The sequence below is a fragment of the Micromonospora coriariae genome (genome assembly GCF_900091455.1).
Classification (GTDB): Bacteria; Actinomycetota; Actinomycetes; order Mycobacteriales; family Micromonosporaceae; genus Micromonospora; species Micromonospora coriariae.
On sequence record NZ_LT607412.1, the window covers coordinates 4,309,415 to 4,324,888 of the forward strand.

General features: G+C 72.1%; 15 protein-coding genes and 1 other RNA gene. 13 read left to right on the forward strand and 3 right to left on the reverse strand.

Translation table 11 applies throughout. The annotated features are described in order from the left end of the window. Genes GA0070607_RS20230 through GA0070607_RS20245 form a run of 4 tightly spaced genes read left to right on the forward strand, consistent with a single transcriptional unit; the run spans position 1 to position 4,163 of the window. Positions 1-1,383 (forward strand): DUF1501 domain-containing protein, encoded by a 1,383-nt coding sequence (locus tag GA0070607_RS20230; protein WP_089019601.1) that lies wholly within the window; start codon positions 1-3, stop codon positions 1,381-1,383. Further along, positions 1,380-2,798: a ferredoxin reductase family protein gene (locus GA0070607_RS20235; RefSeq protein WP_089019602.1), complete on the forward strand. Its 1,419-nt coding sequence runs from the start codon at positions 1,380-1,382 to the stop codon at positions 2,796-2,798. The genes GA0070607_RS20230 and GA0070607_RS20235 overlap by 4 nt, the downstream gene beginning before the upstream one ends. A gap of 11 nt (positions 2,799-2,809) precedes the next feature. Then, positions 2,810-3,391, forward strand: a complete 582-nt coding sequence (locus GA0070607_RS20240; RefSeq protein WP_089019603.1) for an FMN-binding protein — start codon at positions 2,810-2,812, stop codon at positions 3,389-3,391. A gap of 49 nt (positions 3,392-3,440) precedes the next feature. After that, positions 3,441-4,163: an FAD:protein FMN transferase gene (locus GA0070607_RS20245; protein WP_089021969.1), complete on the forward strand. Its 723-nt coding sequence runs from the start codon at positions 3,441-3,443 to the stop codon at positions 4,161-4,163. 262 nt (positions 4,164-4,425) lie between these two features. Here GA0070607_RS20245 and GA0070607_RS20250 read toward each other — a convergent pair whose 3' ends face one another. Continuing rightward, a complete protein-coding gene (locus tag GA0070607_RS20250) occupies positions 4,426-5,097 on the reverse strand; it encodes a bifunctional DNA primase/polymerase (RefSeq protein ID WP_089019604.1) in 672 nt (223 codons plus the stop codon). Between the two features lie 246 nt (positions 5,098-5,343). On the opposite strand from GA0070607_RS20250, the gene GA0070607_RS20255 reads away from it, so the two are divergent. From GA0070607_RS20255 to mctP, 7 genes are all read left to right on the forward strand, one after another. Next, a complete protein-coding gene (locus GA0070607_RS20255) occupies positions 5,344-6,573 on the forward strand; it encodes a helix-turn-helix domain-containing protein (RefSeq protein WP_089019605.1) in 1,230 nt (409 codons plus the stop codon). 16 nt (positions 6,574-6,589) lie between these two features. Beyond that, on the forward strand, positions 6,590-7,162 hold the full coding sequence (locus GA0070607_RS20260) for a flavoprotein (protein WP_089019606.1): 573 nt from the start codon (positions 6,590-6,592) through the stop codon (positions 7,160-7,162). 167 nt (positions 7,163-7,329) lie between these two features. Then, entirely contained in the window at positions 7,330-8,166 is an 837-nt protein-coding gene (locus GA0070607_RS20265) for a Nif3-like dinuclear metal center hexameric protein (RefSeq protein WP_172899208.1), read from the forward strand. Beyond that, positions 8,156-8,893, forward strand: a complete 738-nt coding sequence (locus GA0070607_RS20270; RefSeq protein WP_089019608.1) for a zinc ribbon domain-containing protein — start codon at positions 8,156-8,158, stop codon at positions 8,891-8,893. Before GA0070607_RS20265 ends, GA0070607_RS20270 begins: the two co-directional genes overlap by 11 nt. Positions 8,894-8,896: 3 nt before the next feature. Beyond that, positions 8,897-10,051 (forward strand): bifunctional RNase H/acid phosphatase, encoded by a 1,155-nt coding sequence (locus GA0070607_RS20275; protein WP_089019609.1) that lies wholly within the window; start codon positions 8,897-8,899, stop codon positions 10,049-10,051. Between the two features lie 164 nt (positions 10,052-10,215). Beyond that, complete coding sequence (locus GA0070607_RS20280) at positions 10,216-10,458, forward strand: DUF3311 domain-containing protein (RefSeq protein WP_074313313.1); 243 nt, start codon at positions 10,216-10,218, stop codon at positions 10,456-10,458. Next, entirely contained in the window at positions 10,458-12,107 is a 1,650-nt protein-coding gene (gene mctP / locus GA0070607_RS20285) for a monocarboxylate uptake permease MctP (protein WP_089019610.1), read from the forward strand. The genes GA0070607_RS20280 and mctP overlap by 1 nt, the downstream gene beginning before the upstream one ends. Positions 12,108-12,211: 104 nt before the next feature. On the opposite strand, the gene GA0070607_RS20290 is transcribed toward mctP, so the two are convergent. Continuing rightward, the gene (locus tag GA0070607_RS20290; RefSeq protein ID WP_089019611.1) at positions 12,212-12,697 is read right to left on the reverse strand and encodes a MarR family winged helix-turn-helix transcriptional regulator; all 486 of its coding nucleotides are present in this window, start codon (positions 12,695-12,697) and stop codon (positions 12,212-12,214) included. 54 nt (positions 12,698-12,751) lie between these two features. On the opposite strand from GA0070607_RS20290, the gene GA0070607_RS20295 reads away from it, so the two are divergent. Beyond that, entirely contained in the window at positions 12,752-13,984 is a 1,233-nt protein-coding gene (locus tag GA0070607_RS20295; protein ID WP_089019612.1) for an MFS transporter, read from the forward strand. 26 nt (positions 13,985-14,010) lie between these two features. Here the strand turns inward: GA0070607_RS20295 and GA0070607_RS20300 are convergent, their stop codons facing one another. Further along, positions 14,011-14,772 carry a sulfite exporter TauE/SafE family protein gene (locus GA0070607_RS20300; protein ID WP_089019613.1) on the reverse strand — a complete coding sequence of 254 codons (762 nt, stop codon included), beginning with the start codon at positions 14,770-14,772 and terminating at the stop codon, positions 14,011-14,013. A gap of 150 nt (positions 14,773-14,922) precedes the next feature. Here GA0070607_RS20300 and rnpB point away from each other — a divergent pair. Continuing rightward, positions 14,923-15,338: RNase P RNA component class A (rnpB, locus tag GA0070607_RS20305), an RNA gene on the forward strand. Positions 15,339-15,474 lie beyond the last annotated feature (136 nt).

Below are 15,474 nucleotides of genomic sequence, written 5' to 3' on the forward strand. Positions count from 1 at the left end.
ATGGAGAAGACTGTGTACAACTCTTTCCCCCTGCACCCCGAATGCCCCGACCTGCGGCGGCTGGCCGACAACCCGGCCGAGGCGCTGCTGCGGGCGGAGGCCGACCTCGTCGCCGCGGAGAACGCCGCCGAGGCCGACCGCTACCGCACCCTGGAGGACCTGGAGGAGGCCCAGCAGGACGGTCGCGGCGTGACCCGACGGACCTTCGTCGCCGGTGCCGCGGCCACCGCCACCGCGCTGGCCACCGCCCAGTTCGTCACCACCTCGGCGTCGTTCGCGGCGACCAAGACCGGCACCCTGATCCACGTCTTCCTCTACGGCGGGCTGGACGGGCTGAGCCTGATCGCGCCGGACAACGATCCGGTGCTCGCCAAGGCCCGCCCCGACCTGCTGCTCGGCAACGACTCGCTGGCCCTGGGCCGCGGCTTCAAGCTGACCAGCGCGTTCAAGCCGCTGGAGCAGTGGCTCAAGGCCGGCCAGCTGGGCTTCATCCCGGCGGTCTCCGACGAGCGGCTGTCCCGCAGCCACTTCCAGGCCGCGGACGCCTGCAACCTCGGCGGGCTGCCCAACGAGACCGGTGGCCGGGGCTGGCTGGACGGCCTGGTCGACAACCTCGGCAAAGGCACCGCGTTCCGCAGCGTCGGCGTCGGCAGCATGCTGCCCCGCTCGCTGGTCGGCAACAACGGCGCGCTCTCGCTGAACAACGTCGGCTCGCTGCGACTCAACGGCGACGACCGGTTCCGGGCCGCCACCGAGAAGGCCATCAAGGGGCTCTTCACCGGGATCAACCACCCGGTCGAGGAAGCCGTGCAGGACGGCATGGGCGCGCTGGCCACCGCGCAGAAGCTCGCCGCCAAGCCGTACCAGCCCGCCGCGGGCGTCGAGTACCAGGGCGTCGGCAACGCGTTCAAGCAGCTCGCTCAGCTGATCAAGGGCGGGGCGAACGTCCGGGTCGCCACGGTGGGGATGGGTGGCTACGACACGCACGAGAACCAGGGCACCCGCGAGGGGGGTCAACTGCACCGCCGGCTGAACGAGCTGGCCAGCGCGATGGCGGCGTTCTTCACCGACCTCGGACCGAAGGCCGCCGACGTGACGATCATGGTGTCCAGCGAGTTCGGCCGGCGGGTCGGCTCCAACAGCGGCGGCACCGACCACGGGCACGGCGGGGTCATCACCCTGCTCTCGGGCAAGAAGCTGGCCGGCTCGCTGCTCGGCACCTGGAACGGCCTCGACAAGCTCGACTCCGGTGACGTGCCGGAGTACAACAACATGTTCAACGTGTACGGCGCGGTGGCGCAGGGCCGGTTCGGGCTCACCAACGCGGAGGTGGACAAGGTCTTCCCCCGCCAGAAGTACGCCCCGATGAAGCTGTACGCGTGACGCGTTCGCACACCCACGCCGCCGGCCGCCGCACCGGGACCACGTCCTGGCACGGCGGCCGGTCGGCTGCGCCGGTACCCCCGCAGACCCCGGCCCGGCGCGGCCCCGGCGGCCGGCGGTTGCTGGCCGCGCTGCTCCTGGTCGGCCTGCTCGCCAGCGTGCTGCCGTGGTGGCTGGGGACCCCCGCCGGCTCGCTGCGGACCACAGCGGCGACCCTGACGGCCGCCGGCCGGATCACCGGCCTGGTCGCCGGCTACCTGCTGCTGGTGCAGGTGCTGATGATGAGCCGGCTGCCGGTGCTGGAGCGGTGGATCGGCGGCGAGCAGTTGGCCCGCTGGCACCGCGACATCGGCGCCACCCTGCTGGTGGCCGTGCTGGCGCACCTGTCGCTGATCCTGGTCGGCTACGCGGACCTGCGTAACCAGTCGATCGTCGCCGAGGTCGGCACGCTGCTCGGTGACTACGAGGACATGGTCTCCGCGTTCGTCGCCGCCGGCATCATGGTGCTCGTCGGGTTCAGCAGCATGCGGGCGATCCGGCGGGCACTGCCCTACGAGCTGTGGCACCTGCTGCACCTGTCCAGCTATCTGGTGCTGCTGCTCGGCTACGCACACCAGTTCACCCACGGCGCGCAGCTCTACAAGCCCGGGCCGGTACGCACCGGCTGGATCGGGCTCTACCTGCTGGTGGTCGCCGCCCTGCTGTGGGGCCGGGTGATCACGCCGCTGGCGTTCAACCTGCGGTACCGGCTGCGGGTCGCCGACGTGGTCGCGGAGAGCCCCGACACGATCTCCATCTACCTCACAGGTGAGCGGCTGGACCGGCTGGCGATGCTCGGCGGGCAGTACTTCCGCTGGCGCTTCCTCACCCGGGGCTGCTGGTGGCAGTCGCACCCGTTCTCCGTCTCCGCCGCGGCCAACGGGCGCTGGCTGCGGCTCACCGTCAAGGTGGTCGGCGCGCACACGGCCGACCTGCGCGACCTGGACCCGGGCACCCGGGTCTGGGCGGAGGGCCCGTCGGGCACCTTCACCGCCGCGCACCGGGTCCGCGACCGGGCACTGCTGATCGCCGGCGGCAGCGGCATCACGCCGATCCGGGCCATGCTGGAGGAGTTGCCGCCGGGCGCGGCGCTGATCTACCGGGCCCGTACCCCGGCCGACGTGCTCCTGAGCCGGGAGCTGGACTGGCTGGCCCAGGCCCGGGGGACCTCGATCTGGTACGTCATCGGCTCCCGCGACGACCCCGGCCCCCGCGAGCTGATGAGCCCGGACGGGCTGCGCCAACTGGTGCCCGACGTGGCCCGGCGCGACGTGTACCTGTGCGGGCCGCCCGGGCTCGTCGAACAGTCGGTGCGCGCGCTGCGCCGGGCCGGCGTGCCCCGCCGCCAGATCCACCTGGCCACCTTCGAGTTGTAGGAAGGCATCGCATGCGTCGCGCGTTCCTCGCGATCACCGGTCTGGCCGCCAGCACCACCGCGCTGGTGGTTCTCAAGGGCTCGCCGGGCACCACCCCGGTCGCCCAGGACCTGCCGGCCGCCCAGCCGGTCAACCCCACCCCGCAGGGCGTCGACCCGAGCGCCGCTCCGGCTGGCGCCGCCCCGAAGCCGTCGGTGACCGCCGACGCCCCCACGTCGCCCAAGCCGAGCAGGAGTACCGCCCGCCCGTCGAGCACCCGCACCACCGCGAAGGCCCCCTCCGCACAGCGGACCACCAAGGCGCCGCAGCCGAGCACCCGCCGGGTCACCGGGCCGGGCGTGGACAACGAGTACGGGTACGTGCAGGTGCAGATCGTGATCTCCGGCAACCGGATCGTCGAGGCCATCTCGCTGTCCCTGCCCAGCGGGGGAGAGTCCGACATCCACAGCGGCGATGTCCGGGACAGGTACAACGGCACAGGCGGCGAGGTGGTGCGGAAGCAGAGCGCCAACCTCGACACCGTCTCCGGCGCCACCGAGACCAGCAACTCCTACAAGCAGTCGCTGCGGGGCGCGATCGAGCAGGCGTTCTGACGTGCCGGCGGCGATGACCCGACCCGGGCTGTGCCGGGTCGAGCAGATCATGGGTACGGCGATCACCCTGGACCTCGCCGACGACCTGCCGCCGGCGACGCTGCACGAGCTGGCCGATCAGGTCTTCACCTGGATGCGCGAGGTGGACGCCCGGTTCAGCACGTACCGGGCGGACAGCGAGGTGAGCAGCTTCGACCGGGGCGAGGTGCTGCTCTCCGAGGCGTCGGAGGACCTGCGGTTCGTGCTGGAGGCCTGCGCCGACCTGTGGGGCGCCACCGACGGGTTCTTCGACGCGTACGCCACCGGCGGGCTCGACCCGTCGGGGTTCGTCAAGGGCTGGGCGGCGCAGGTCGCCTCGGACCGGCTGCTCGCGGCCGGCGCGGCGAACCACTGCGTGAACGCCGGCGGGGACGTGCGGGTGCGCGGCTGCTCCCCGTCGGGGGAGCCGTGGCGGATCGGCATCCGGCACCCGTGGGACGCGATGGCGACCTGCCTGGTGCTCACCGGGACCGACCTGGCCGTGGCCACCTCCGGTGTCTACGAGCGCGGCCGGCACGTGCTGGACCCACGCCGGGGCGCCCCGGCCGGTGGGCTGCGTTCGGTCACTGTGGTCGGCACCGACCTCGGGGTGGCCGACGCGTACGCCACCGCGGCCCTGGCCATGGGGGTCGCCGGCATCGGCTGGCTGGACCGGCTCGCCGACCACACCCACGCCGTCATCACCGACGACGCGTACCAGTTCCACTCCGCCAACCTGCCCCTGACGGACTAGCGGAGCGGACGGTGGGTGCCGGCGGGGCGGGAGCCGGTGGGGCGGGGTCGACCGGGGCGGGAGCCGGACGGGCGGGTGCCGGCCCAGCGGTGCCGCCGGTGGCTGCGACGGGGCGGTTCGGTGCCGCCGGGATGAGATGCTCTGTCGTCCGTGGACATCATTCCCCCGCTCGTGGCGCGCGTTCGCGCCGTCCTCCTGTCAACGAGGACGGGCACCCCGGCGACGCTGTCGACGACCGGATCGATCGGCTGCCGGGGCGGGTTCACATGCCCCGCCGGGGCAGCGGCAGGTGACCGGGGAGCAGGTCGGGGGTGAGTGTCACACCGGTGGCGCGCAGCGCCTCGATCAACGTGTTCTGCACCAGGTAGGAATCCGGGAGCTGCCAGCGGGCCTGCTCCGGGGCGACCGCCCAACGGACCGTCCCCTCCGGCAGCCGGGTGGGCGGCGCCGGGATCCACGAGCCCGGCCCGTGCCGGACCACGTGGAAGCAGTGCTCCAGCTCCGGCCGGAGCGCATCACCGGGGCGGACGAGGAACATCCAGCGTCCGGTGGGGGTGACCAGCACCGGCCCGCGTACGCCGGTGCCGGCCGGGTGGATCTGCACCGCGTCGAGCACGCGCCGGCCGAGGTGGGCCGGCACCTCCAGCACGTCGAAGGCCCGACCGGTGGGCAGCAGCACGCCGTGCGGGCGGCTCCGCCACCAGGTGGCCACCCGGGCCGGGTCGGCGCTGGCCGCCAGCTCCCAGTTCTCCAGTGCCGGGTGGCAGCCCACGGTGGGGCAGCCGGCCCGGCCGCAGACGAACCGGCTGCGGGCCAGGCACGCCCCCGGGGTCACCTCCCACCCGTGCGCGGCGTACCGCACGGCGACCCGGCGCAGCCGGACCCGTTCCAACGGCGACAGTTCGGCGACGCGCGGTCCGACGTTCCCCAACATGTGCCATCTCCCCTCATCGGGCCCGGCGAACGCCAGGTCGCATGTCGAGCACCGTCACTGCCGTAACCCACGATCGTTGAGGTTGACGAACGGCTCGTGCAACTTGCACGAAAAGTACGAGGACTGGCTGTACGGCTGACGCACTGGCTGTGCGACCAGCGAAAACCTGAAGATGCACGAGGATCGCCGCACCCGCGGACATCGCCCGGGCCCGATGGCCGGGGCGGCAGGGGGAGGGATGGGGAGATGGACGAGCTACCCATAGGGCGGCGAGTGGCCTACTGGCGGGGGCGACGCAAGATGTCGCAGCAGGTCTTCGCGGACCGGTTGGGCAAGTCGAAGAGCTGGGTGGACAAGGTCGAGCGCGGCGTCCGTCGGTTGGACAAGTTCTCGGTCCTCTACGAGATCGCCGACATCCTCCAGGTGGACGTGCAGCTGCTGATGGGCAAGGACCCGGAGCGGCGGACCGACGCGTTGAACTGCATCGACCAGGTCGAGGTGCAGGAGATCAGGGCCGCGCTGGAGCGGTACGACTCGATGAGCGCGTACTTCGACGCGGCACCGTACCCGCCCCCGCTGGACGACATGCGCAAGGCCGTCAACCACGCCTGGCTCACCTACCAGTACGGCCGCTACGGGATGCTCACCCGGGCGCTGCCGAAGCTGCTGCGCGACGCTCAGGCGGCCGACGCCGGCTACGGTGGCGAGCAGGCCCCGGAGGCGGCCCACCTGCTCGGGCAGGTCTACCAGATCGCGTCCTCGGTGCTGCGCAAGCTCGGCGAGTGCGAGCTGGCCTGGCTGGCCGCGGACCGCTCGATGGCGGTGGCCCAGCGGGCCGACGACCCGCTGCTGGCCGGCATCGCCACCACCCGGGTGTGCAACGCGCTGGTCGCGATGGGCCGCGCCCGTCCGGCGCTGGAGCTGAACGTCACCATCGCCAACCGGCTCGCACCCGGTGGCGGCAACGACGCCACAGCGGCCCGGCTCTCCGTCTACGGGATGCTGCTGCTCCAGGGCGCGATGGCCGCCTCCCGGATCGGTGACTCGGCGACCGTCGACGACCTCATCAACGGCGCCGAGGAGGCGGCCACGCTGCTCGGCGGCGACCACAACCACTACTGGACCTCGTTCGGCCCGACCAACGTGGAGCTGCACCGGGCCGCGGCCGCGGTCGAGCTGGGCGACGGGGGGCGGGCGGTGGAGGTGCACCAGCTGCGCATCGTGGAGCCCTCCTTCAACGCGTTGCTGCCCGAGCGCCGGGCGCACCACCTGCTCGACATCGCCCGCGGTTTCGCTCAGGTCGGCGACGTGGCGAACGCCGGCGAGATGCTGCTGCGCGGCGACCGGCTCGCCCCGTCGGAGATCCGCTGCCGGCCGATCGCGCACGAGGTGATGTCGGACATCCTGCGTCGCACACGTGGTGCGCCGCCTTCTCCGGTAGCGGAGTTGGCTGAGCACATGGGAGTAGGGGTATGAGCGCGGAGCCGGTTTGATGGCCGGTTCACAGCGCACCAGCGGGCACCGCGAGGTGCTCTACGTCATCGCCTGCGGTTCGCCGCTGGCCCGGCACGTCGGCCGCCTGGTCGACCTTGCCCAGCAGGACGGCTGGGAGGTCTGCGTGATCACCACGCCGGACGGCGCCAAGTTCGTCGACAGGTCCGCCCTGATCCGGCAGACGGGCCACCCGGTGCGGACGCACTACAAGAACCCCGGTGACCCGGACGTGCTGCCGCCAGCCGACGCCATGATCGTCTGTCCGGCCACCGTGAACACGGTCAACAAGTGGGCGGCCGGGATCGCCGACACCCTCGCGCTCGGTCTGCTGGTCGAGGCGCAGGGCAAGGGCGTCCCCATCGTGGCGGTGCCGTACACCAACGCCGCGATGGCCGCCCACCCGGCGTTCCGGGCCGGCATTGCCCGGCTGGCCGAATGGGGGGTCACTGTGCTCTTCGGCGATCACGTGGTCGCCCTGCACCCGCCGGGATCTGGCGAGCAGCACCTGCACGCGTTCCCGTGGCAGATGCCGCTGGCCGCACTGCTCGCCGGCTCGCGCAGCGCCGCCTGACGTCGGGCGGGCGTGGTCCGGCTCGCCGCCGGGTCGCCGGGCGGGCCTGTCCGGCTCGCCGCCGGATCGCCGGACGCTGCCGGGCCGGGCGTCGCCGCCCTGAGGCCCGGGCGACGGTAAGCTGGCCCGCCGTGAGCGTATGCGGATCCACCCCCACGGTGACCGACGTGGTGGCCGAGCTGGAACGGCGCTACCCGCCGGTCTGGGCGGAGGAGTGGGACCGGGTGGGGCTGGTGCTCGGCGAGCCGACCGCCCCGGTCCACCGGGTGCTCTGCGTGGTCGACGTGGTGCCCGAGACGGTCGCCGAGGCGCTGGCCGCCGGCGTCGACATGATCGTCGCGCACCACCCGCTGCTGCTGCGGGGGGTCTCCTCGGTCGCTCCGACGACGTTCAAAGGGCGGATCGTCCATCAGCTGATCCGGGCCGGGGTGGCGCTCTACGTGGCGCACACCAACGCCGACGTGGCCTCCCCGGGTGTCTCCGATGCCCTCGCTGCCCGGTTCGGGCTGACCGGGCTGCGCCCGCTGCACCGGCCCGCGCCCGGGTCGCCCGCGTACGGCGACGAGCGGGGTATCGGCCGGATCGGCGAACTGCAGCGCCCGATGACCCTCGCCGAGCTGACCCGGCACGCCGCCGCGGTGCTCCCCGTCACGTCGTGGGGAGTTCGCGCCGCGGGGGATCCCGGGCGTATGGTTCGTACCCTCGCCGTCAGCGGCGGGTCGGGGGACAGCTTCCTCGGCGCCGCGACCGCCGCCGGAGTGGACGCGTTCCTCACCGCCGACCTGCGGCACCACCCGGCCGGCGAGCACCTCGCCGCCGATGGTCCCGCCCTGATCGACGCCGCCCACTGGGCGACTGAACGACCGTGGCTGGATGACCTGGCCGCCCTCCTGCGGGAGGCGCCGGGCGTCGAGACGCTGGTGTCCGACCTGGACACCGACCCGTGGACCGTACACGCCGCCGCACCCGTTGTGGACGACAAGGAGCCCGACCGTGAAGGCTGACCCCCAGGTGCAGCGCCGCCTGCTCGACCTCCAGGCGATCGACACCAACCTCGCTCAGCTCGCCCACCGCCGGCGTTCGCTGCCCGAGCGGGCGGAGCTGGAGGCGCTGGCCCGGGAGCTGTCGTCGCTCGAGGACGAGCGGGTCCGCGCCCAGGTGGCGGTCGACGACCTGGACCGCGACATCGCCCGGCTGGAGAAGGACGTCGACCAGGTTCGGGCCCGTAAGGAGAAGGACCAGAACCGGCTGGCCGCCGGCACCGGGCCGGCCCGGGAGCTGGAGGCGCTCCAGCACGAGCTGGTCTCGCTGAACCGGCGCCAGGGCGACCTGGAGGACGCCGAGCTGGAGCTGATGGAGCAGCGGGAGACCGCGCAGAGCGTGCTGGACGGCGTGGAGCAGCGGCTCGCCGAGACCCGGGAGAAGCGGGCCGCCACCGAGCAGCGCCGGGACGAGGCGCTGGCCGAGATCGCCAAGGAGGAGGAGTTCAAGCGGGGCGCCCGTCAGCCACTCGCCGCCGACCTCCCGAGCGAGCTGGTCACCCTCTACGACAAGATCCGCCAGGACACCGGGCTGGGCGCCGCGCTGCTCACCGCGGGTCGCTGCGGCGGCTGCCGGTTGGAGCTCTCCGGCGCCGACCTGGCCCGGATCCGCAAGGCCGCCCCGGACGACGTGGTCCGCTGCGAGGACTGCCGGCGGATCATGGTCCGCACCAACGAGTCGGGTCTGTAGGTCGTGGCGCCGCGCGTGGTCGTCGTCGAGGCCGACGGCGGGTCCCGGGGCAACCCGGGCCCGGCCGGCTACGGCGCGGTGGTGCGCGACCCGGAGACCGGCGAGGTGCTCGCCGAGCGTTCCGAGTCGATCGGTACGGCGACCAACAACGTCGCCGAGTACCAGGGGCTGATCGCCGGGCTGGCGGCCGCCGCCGAGGTGGGCGCCGCCGAGGTGGACGTCCGGATGGACTCCAAGCTGGTGGTCGAGCAGATGTGCGGCCGGTGGCAGATCAAGCACCCCGGCCTGCGACCGCTCGCCGCCCAGGCGGCCGGCCTGGTGGGCCGGTTCGCGGCGGTCCGGTTCGCCTGGATCCCCCGCGAGCAGAACCGGCACGCCGACGCGCTGGCCAACGCCGCGATGGACGCCGCCGCCGGGCGGCCCGCGACGACCACCGCTGTCGCCACGCCCACCCCCAGCGCCGCCGTCCCCAGCGCCGCCACCGGCAGCGACCCGGCGACCGCGCCGGCCTCCTGGGAGCCGCGACCCAGCTTCACCGCCACCCGACTGATCCTGGTCCGGCACGGCGAGACCCCGTACACCGAGCAGCGGCGCTACTCCGGCCGGGGCGACGTGCCGCTCTCCGAGCGCGGCCGGGCCCAGGTGCGGGCCACCGCGACCCGGGTTGCCGCGCTGGCCCCGTCCGTCGCGGCCGTGCTCAGCTCACCGCTGTCCCGGTGTACGCAGACCGCGGCGGCGATCGCCGGGGCGCTCGGCGACGTGCCGGTACGCACCGAGGACGACCTGATCGAGTGCGACTTCGGGGACTGGGAGGGGCGCACCTTCGCCGAGGTGCGCGCGCAGTGGCCGGGGGAGATGGACGCCTGGCTCGCCTCACCCCGGATCGCCCCGCCGGGCGGTGAGTCGTTCACCCACGTGGCCGAGCGCTGCCACCGGGTGATCGCCGGGCTGCTCACGGCGTACCCCGGGGAGACCGTGGTGGTCGTCTCGCACGTCTCGCCGATCAAGCTGGTGCTGCGGGACGCGCTCGCGGCCAGCGACGGCTTCCTGCACCGGCTCTTCCTGGACGCGGCCGGCATCTCGGTGCTCGACATGTGGCCCGACGGCGGCGTCGCTGTGCGCACGGTCAACGACACCGCCCACCTCTCCGCTGGCTGATCCGGCCGAACCTGCTCGCCCGTCCGGCCCGACCGGTCGCGCCGTTCGGCGCATGCCGTCGGCCGCTCGGCGCAGCACCCTCCGCGCAGCGCACGTGACAGCGGTCACAGAGTCGTAGCCTCCGGCCGTTACATCGCGAGCCATACTTCCCGGAGGTGTGTCACATGGCTGCACCGGAACCGGAGGCGCCCACCACGGCGCCGTCCAGGGCGAAGGACCACAGCCCCTGGAACTGGTTGCTCTTCATCCCCATCGTGGTGCCGCTGATCCCGGCCTTCTTCAACGGCGACTCTCCCCGAATCTTCGGGTTCCCGCGTTACTACTGGCTGCAACTCGCCTGGATCCTGCTCGGCGTGGCCACCACGACGCTGGTCTACCAGATGACGAAGAAGCGGGGTGAGCGCTGATGTGGAGGGACCATCTCACCGAGATCATCGTCTTCTCCCTGCTCTTCCTGCTGGTCAGCGGGATGGGCTTCGTGGCCGCCCGCTGGCGTGCCCCGAAGGACATGGCCCACCTCGACGAGTGGGGGCTGGGCGGGCGCAGCTTCGGCGGCTGGATCACCTGGTTCCTGGTCGGCGGTGACCTCTACACCGCGTACACCTTCGTGGCGGTGCCGGCGCTGATGTTCGGGGCCGGCGCGGCCGGGTTCTTCGCCGTGCCGTACACCATCGTGATCTACCCGCTGGTCTTCCTGGTGCTGGTCCGGCTCTGGTCGGTGTCACACCGGCACGGGTTCGTCACGCCGGCCGACTTCGTCCGCAACCGGTTCGACTCGCCGGTGCTGGCGCTGTTGATCGCGATCACCGGCATCGTGGCCACCATGCCGTACATCGCGTTGCAGTTGGTCGGCATCGAGGCGGTCCTCAAGACGATGGGGGTGACCGGCGACAACGCACTGGCCCGGCACCTGCCGATCATCATCGCGTTCGCCATCCTGGCGGCCTACACCTACCAGTCGGGGCTGCGCGCGCCGGCGCTGATCGCGTTCGTCAAGGACACGCTGATCTACATCGTGATCCTGGTGGCGATCGTCTACCTGCCGTACAAGCTGGGCGGCTGGGGCGACATCTTCGCCGCCGCGGACGCGAAGTTCGACGCCTCACCCAACCCGAACGACGGGATCCTGCTCAACGGCAACAACCAGCTCCAGTACATCACGCTGGCGTTCGGCTCGGCGCTGGCGCTCTTCCTCTACCCGCACAGCATCACCGGCGTGCTGGCCAGCAGGAACCGTGACGTGATCAAGCGGAACATGTCGGCGCTGCCGGCGTACAGCCTGCTGCTCGGGCTGATCGCGCTGCTCGGCTACATGGCCATCGCGGCCGGCGTGAAGCCGCTGCCGGGTGCGTCGGAAGGCAGCGTGGACAACAACACCATCGTCCCGCTGCTCTTCGACCAGCAGTTCCCGGACTGGTTCGCGGGCGTGGCGTACGCGGCGATCGGCATCGGCGCGCTGGTGCCGGCGGCGATCATGTCGATCGCGGCGGCGAACCTGTTCACCCGCAACGTCTACAAGGAGTACCTGAAGCGGGACGCCAGCCCGGCGCAGGAGGCGAACGTTTCGAAGATCACCTCGCTGGTGGTGAAGGTCGGCGCGGTGGCCTGCATCGTCTTCCTGGACCCGCAGTTCTCCATCGATCTCCAGCTGATCGGCGGCGTGATCATCCTGCAGACGCTGCCGGCGGTGGCGCTGGGTCTCTACACCCGCTGGTTCCACCGCACCGGGCTCATCGTCGGCTGGGTTGCCGGCATGGGCCTGGGCATGTGGATGCTCTACCAGGTGGCGAGCCCCACCCGGAAGCACTTCGGTGGCTCGGCGTTCCCGCTGTCGGAGTTCGGGTTCGACACCACCAAGACGATCTACGTGGGCATCGTGGCGGTGCTGGTGAACCTGGCGGTCGCGGCGCTGGTAACGCTGGCCCTGCGCGCCGCCAAGGTGGCCGAGGGGGTCGACGGCACCACGCCGGACGACTACTTCGCCGACGAGGGCGACCCCCGGGTCACCCCCGGCACCGAGCGCGACGCCGACTCCGCCCGGGAGCCGGTCGCCTAAGGTCCCCGCGAAGGAAGGGCCCCTTCTTAACGCCTCGCGTTAAGAAGGGACCCTTCCTTTCGTTTCGGCGCGCTGCGCTGTGGGTGCGGCGTGCGCGCGGCGGTTCAGCGGGGGCGGTTGCGCGATTCCAGGGCCTCGTTGAGGCGGCGCAGCAGCACAGCGAGGGTTTCCCGGTCCTCGGCGGGCCAATCGCCGAGCATGTCGCCGTAGAGCCGGGTCCGCGCGGCCCGCACCGCGGCCATCCGCTGCAACCCGGTGGCGGTGGGGGAGATGACGGTGCCCCGGCCGTCGGACGGGTCCGGGGTACGGGTGATCAGGCCGTCGCGCTGGAGCGCGGACACCTGCCGGGTGACGGTCGAGCCGTCCAGGTTGAGTCGGGCGGCGAGCGCGGAGACGTTCTGCGGGCCGGCGGTGTCCAGGTGACGCAGGATCACGTACGCCGCCCGGTCGAGCACCCGGTGCTCGGCGGTGCCGGTGGCCCGCCGGGTCGCCTCGCCGAAGCGCATCAGCAGGGCCACCTCGGTCTCGATCCGGCCCAGGGTGACCTCGTCGGTCTCGGCTTCGGCGTCCCGGTAGGGGTCATCGCTCATAGCTGTATGATACAAGATAACTACCTGTACCATACAGCTAATTGGGGAGTCGGAGTGGATCGGCGTTCCGAACCGAACCGCAGTGCCATCTACGCCACCACACTGGTGGCCTTCCTCGCGATCGCCGGCATCGCCGTCGTCGACCCGATCCTGCCGGCCATCGGCGACGCGATCGGGGTCACAGCCTGGCAGGTCGAGCTGCTGTTCACCGCGTACATCGCGGTGATGGCCCTCGGCATGATCCCGGCGACCCTGGCCAGTGGCCGGTTCGGCTTCAAGCCGGTGCTGATCGCCGGAGTCTCCGTGGTCGGCCTGGCCGCGATCCTCGCCTCGTTCAGCGACAACATCGTGCAGCTGTCCGTGCTGCGCGGCGTCTGGGGGCTGGGCAACGCGATGTTCTTCGCCACCGCCATGGTGGTGCTGGTCAACCTCGCGGTCGACCGGGAGTGGGTGGTCGGCCTCTTCGAGACCGCCCTCGGCCTCGGCTTCGCGGTCGGCCCGCTGATCGGCGGCCTCCTCGGCGAGGTCAGCTGGCGACTGCCGTTCTTCGTCTGCGGTGTGTTCATGGTGCTGGCGCTCGGCGTGGCCGCCCGCAAGCTGCGCGAGCCGACCAACCGGCAGGCGCCGGTACGCGTCGGTCAGATCTTCGCCACCTACCGCCGTCCCGCGTTCATCGCGCTCTGCGTGGTGACCGGCACGTACAACTTCGTCTTCTTCGTGGTACTCGGCTACACGCCGCTCTTCCTGGGCCTGGACGTCATCCCGCTGGGGCTGGCGTTCACCGGCTGGGGGCTCGGCCTGGCCGCCGGCATCCTGCTGATCGGCCACCGGTTGGCCCACCGGATCGGCGCGGTGCAGACCGTCGGCGTGGCCATCGCCGGGCTGCTGGTCTGCATGGTCCTCTTCGCCACCTCCACCAGCACCACCGAGGCGCTCGTCGTGCTGGTGCTGGCCGGGCTCTGCATGGGTCTGGCCAACGCCAACCTCACCGACCTGGCGCTCGGCCTCGGCTCCAGCGACCGCCGGGTGGCCACCGGCGCGTTCAACCTGGTCCGCTGGGGTGCCGCCGCGCCCGCGCCGATCATCTCCGGCAAGCTCGCCGAACACTCGCTGTCGATGCCGTTCTGGGTCGGCTTCGGCGTACTCGCCGTCGGTGTGCTGGTCTACCTGGCCTTCGCGCACGTGATGGCCGCCGGCTACGGCGAGCGGGTGCTCTGGTCCCGGTGGAACCGGGCGGCCGCCGGCACCGAACACGCCCCCGAGGAGCCGGTCGGCGAGGCGTACTGACCGCGCGGTCCCCGCTGCCGCCGGTGTCAGCTCAGGGCGCGATAGAGCAGATAGAGCCCGATCACCGTGCCGAACACCACGATGATCGTCTTGAGCAGCACCGGCGGCAGCCGGCGGACCAGCCGGGCGCCAACGTACCCGCCGATCAGCGTGGCCGGGGCGACCATCGCGACGGCGGCCCAGTTCACCGGTCCGAACAGGGCGAACACCACCAGCGTGGTGAAACCCACCACCGCGGAGAGCAGGTTCTTGATCGCGCTCACCCGGGCCAGCGTCGCGTCCAGCACCAGCGCCAGCCCGGCGACCAGCATCACGCCGAGCGCCGCGCCGAAGTACCCGCCGTACACCGCGCCGAGCCCGACCATCGTCTGCACCGCGACCGTCCGCTGGCGCGGCGACATGTCCCGTGGGTGACCGACCAGCCGGCGCAGCGGGTCCTGGAACGCGAGCACGGCGGTCGCACCGAGCACCAGGAACGGCACGACCACCTCGAACGCGCGGGCCGGGGTGGCCAGCAACAGCAGTGCCCCGAGGATGGTGCCGACGATCGTGGTGGGTACCAGCGTGGCCAGCGCCCGTCCGCGCGGAAGATCCGCCCGGCTGCCCGCCACGCTGGACAGGTACCCGGGGAACACGGCGACGGAGTTGCTGACGTTCGCCGGCACCGGGGGCAGCCCGACCGCGATCATCGCTGGAAAGGTGATCAGCGAGCCACCACCGGCCACCGCGTTGACCGTGCCAGCGGCGAGACCGGCGGCGAGCAGCAGCGCGGCGTGGGAGAGATCCATAGCCCCACGAGGCTAGACCCCGCCCGGGCGGGTGGGTACGCCGGACTCCCGCCCGATGACCGCCACCACCGCCCCTGAGCTGCGCGATCTTGACCAGGCGGGGTGGCAATACCGGTGGGCCGCCCGTCGTTAGGATGAGAGCGCGACGGACGAGTCGACCGGGCGGCCGCGTCGGCGGGCTTCGGCCCGCCGCCGAGGAACGTCCGGACTCCACAGGGCAGGGTGGTTGTTAACGGCAACCCGGGGTGACCCGCGGGACAGTGCCACAGAAAACAGACCGCCGGCCCCATCGGGGCCGGTAAGGGTGAAACGGTGGGGTAAGAGCCCACCAGCACCCCGGGTGACCGGGGTGGCTTGGTAAACCCCACCCGGAGCAAGGCCAAGTAAGGGCCGTCACCGCAAGATGACGACCCGGCGCAGACGCTTGAGGGCTGCCCGCCCGATGTCTGCGGGTAGGCCGCTGGAGCCTGCCGGCAACGGCAGGCCGAGATGGATGGCCGCCGCCGGCGCAGACCCCTCGGGGTACGCGCCGCGCACAGAATCCGGCGTACAGGTCGACTCGTCCGTCGCCCACCAGGTCGCAGCCTCGATCAAGGCTGCGACCTGGTTGTATTTCAGGCTGTCTATGGGCGTTGGCGGTCATCATTGGTTGGCGTTCGACGCCCTGGAGACGCCCTGACGCCCTGACGCCCTGGGGACGCC

What these genes read in the sequence shown, in the direction of transcription:
- GA0070607_RS20230 (WP_089019601.1), top strand. Translation starts at nt 1, where the DNA reads ATGGAGAAGACTGTGTACAACTCTTTCCCCCTGCACCCCGAATGCCCC.
- GA0070607_RS20240 (WP_089019603.1), top strand. Translation starts at nt 2,810, where the DNA reads ATGCGTCGCGCGTTCCTCGCGATCACCGGTCTGGCCGCCAGCACCACC.
- GA0070607_RS20245 (WP_089021969.1), top strand. Translation starts at nt 3,441, where the DNA reads ATGGGTACGGCGATCACCCTGGACCTCGCCGACGACCTGCCGCCGGCG.
- GA0070607_RS20250 (WP_089019604.1), bottom strand. Translation starts at nt 5,097, where the DNA reads ATGTTGGGGAACGTCGGACCGCGCGTCGCCGAACTGTCGCCGTTGGAA.
- GA0070607_RS20255 (WP_089019605.1), top strand. Translation starts at nt 5,344, where the DNA reads ATGGACGAGCTACCCATAGGGCGGCGAGTGGCCTACTGGCGGGGGCGA.
- GA0070607_RS20260 (WP_089019606.1), top strand. Translation starts at nt 6,590, where the DNA reads ATGGCCGGTTCACAGCGCACCAGCGGGCACCGCGAGGTGCTCTACGTC.
- GA0070607_RS20280 (WP_074313313.1), top strand. Translation starts at nt 10,216, where the DNA reads ATGGCTGCACCGGAACCGGAGGCGCCCACCACGGCGCCGTCCAGGGCG.
- mctP (WP_089019610.1), top strand. Translation starts at nt 10,458, where the DNA reads ATGTGGAGGGACCATCTCACCGAGATCATCGTCTTCTCCCTGCTCTTC.
- GA0070607_RS20290 (WP_089019611.1), bottom strand. Translation starts at nt 12,697, where the DNA reads ATGAGCGATGACCCCTACCGGGACGCCGAAGCCGAGACCGACGAGGTC.
- GA0070607_RS20300 (WP_089019613.1), bottom strand. Translation starts at nt 14,772, where the DNA reads ATGGATCTCTCCCACGCCGCGCTGCTGCTCGCCGCCGGTCTCGCCGCT.